Here is a 2,197-nt window from a genome sequence, read left to right as displayed (position 1 = left end):
GTGCGCACCCAGTCGGCCACCGTGTAGCGCTCGACCGCGCTGCCCGGCGCCGGCGTGATGTTGGGCGCGCGCACCCGCATGCCCTTGCCGTCGTTGACGACGTCCTTGCCGCCACCGTCGACGCCATGGCATTCGGTGCAGCCGCGCGACAGGTACAGGTACTTGCCGCGCGCGAGCCCGGCGTCATCGCCCGGCAGCGCCACCGGGCCGACTTGCAACGCGACCTGCCGCTGCATCTTGCGTTCGCCCAGCTGCGCACCGAGCACCAGGGSCGCGGCACCGGTGGCGACCAGGCCGCACAGCGCGAAGGCGCCGCGTTTCAACCATGTGTTCATCGTGAGGACTCCGGGTCAAGCGGGTGTTGCAGTGAGGCTCGCAGTGTTCCGGGAGCCTCATGCCGTCACATCGCCCGAAGGAGCCACCGGCCGCGTCAGCGAGGAGCCACCCCTTTCGGGGGAGCTGCGACTGCAACCAGTTGCAACAGCCCGCCGCCGTGGTTGACGACCTGGTGCTCCGCACCCGCCGGCACGATCAGCGTGCACGGTGCCTGGAAGCGCTGCGGCCCGTCGGGCAGCTGCAGCTTGCCGCTGCCCTGCAGCACGAGGATCGCCAGCTCGCCGTCATGGCGGTGGCAGCCGGTGGCCGCGCCCGGTTCCAGCTGCTGCGTCCAGGCTTCGAACGCATGGATTCCCTGCGCCGCCCCGGCGACGCCGACACGCGGGTTCGGGCCGTCCGGCGGGTCGCGGGGCAGGGCGCTGTGGCTGATGACAAGCATGCCGCGATGCTGCGGGCCGGCGGCCCTGGCCCGCATCGGCCGAAGGAGCCATCGGCCGCCGGACGGCGGGCCATCCCCTCATTTGAGGAGGTCGCGCAGCGCGCCGTGCCGGCGGTGCGCCGTCAGAATCCCGCGATGTCGTCGACCGCCCTCTCCGGAGCCGCTCCCCATGCCTTCGCGCTGGCCAAGATCCAGCCGCCGCGCCCGCGCACCAGCCTGGTCGGGCGGCCGGTGCTGGAGCATGCGCTGGGCGTGGCACTGCAACAGCAGCGGCTGACCTTGCTGCTCGCACCGGCGGGTTACGGCAAGACCTCGGCGCTGGCGCGGCAGATCCGCCTGCTGCCGCCGGGCACCGCGCTCGCGTGGGTGACGGCCGACGAGGACGACCAGCTGCCGCGCTTCCTCGCGTGCCTGGGCAGCGCGCTGGARCCGCACGACCTGCCGTGGCGCGTCGACCCCGATGCGCTCGCCACGCTGGCGCTCGGCGAGCGCGGGCTGCGCGCGGTGGCCGACGAGCTCGTCAATGCGCTGGCCGGCGCCGAGCGCGCGCGTGGCCTGCTGGTGCTCGACGACGTGCACCGCATCGCCGACCCGCAGGTGTTCGAGCTGCTGCAGTTGCTGATCGAGCGGCTGCCGCAGCCGTGGGGTGTCGTGATGGCGAGCCGGCTGGAGCCGCCGCTCGCGATGGGCCGCTGGCGCGCGGCCGGCGAGCTCAGCGAGTTCCGGCAGTATGAACTGCGCTTCAGCGAGAACGAGGTGGCCGACCTGCTGGCGAGCGCCGGGATGCCGGCCGAGGCGGGGGCCGCGCGCGAACTGCTGGAGCGCACCGACGGCTGGCCTGCCGGGCTGCGCCTGAACCTGACGGCGCGGCCGGGTGCGCCCGGGGCGCGCGCCGGCGCGTTGACGCAGCGCCACCTGTTCGACTACCTCGCCGCCGAGGTGCTCGACGAGATGCCCGACGAGCTGCGCAGCTTCCTGCTGTGCTGCGCGGTGCTGCCCGAGCTGACCGTGGCACGCTGCGCGCACGTGAGCGGCTCGCCGCATGCGGCGCGGCTGCTGGCCGAGGTGGAGCGGCGCGGCCTGTTCGTCAGCGTGCTCGATGCCGACGAGCTGACGCTGCGGCTGCACGACCTGTTCCGTGATTTCCTCGAAGACCGGCTGCAGCGCGAGCGCGCCGCCGACCTGCCGGCGCTGTTGCGCCGCGCGGCCGAGGGCGAGGACGACCTGCCGCGCGCCGTCGGCTACCTGGCGCGGGCGGGCGCGTGGGACGAGGCGGCCCAGGCCGTGGCCGGGCGGGGCGCCGAGCTGCTGGCGATCGGCGGTGCGCCGAGCCTGGCGCGCATGCTGGCGCTGTTTCCACCGGCGGAGTTCGACGGGCGGCCCGAGCTGCATTTCCTGCGCGGGCTCAGCTGCTTCCCGAGC

General features: G+C 74.2%; 3 protein-coding genes. 1 reads left to right on the top strand and 2 read right to left on the bottom strand.

The window, feature by feature from the left end:
* Positions 1-335, bottom strand: a 335-nt coding sequence (locus AC1D15_RS28245; RefSeq protein WP_477828621.1) for a c-type cytochrome, incomplete at its 3' end; no start/stop codon positions are given.
* 95 nt (positions 336-430) lie between these two features.
* The gene (locus AC1D15_RS28240) at positions 431-775 is read right to left on the bottom strand and encodes a cupin domain-containing protein (RefSeq protein WP_197067028.1); all 345 of its coding nucleotides are present in this window, start codon (positions 773-775) and stop codon (positions 431-433) included.
* A 135-nt stretch (positions 776-910) separates the two neighbouring features.
* On the opposite strand from AC1D15_RS28240, the gene AC1D15_RS28235 reads away from it, so the two are divergent.
* On the top strand, positions 911-2,197 hold a 1,287-nt coding region (locus AC1D15_RS28235; RefSeq protein ID WP_477828620.1), incomplete at its 3' end, for a winged helix-turn-helix domain-containing protein.

Source organism: Rhizobacter sp. P2_H2 (assembly GCF_056403375.1).
This window is presented reverse-complemented; position numbering and strand designations above follow the sequence as displayed.

What these genes read in the sequence shown, in the direction of transcription:
- AC1D15_RS28240 (WP_197067028.1), bottom strand. Translation starts at nt 775, where the DNA reads ATGCTTGTCATCAGCCACAGCGCCCTGCCCCGCGACCCGCCGGACGGC.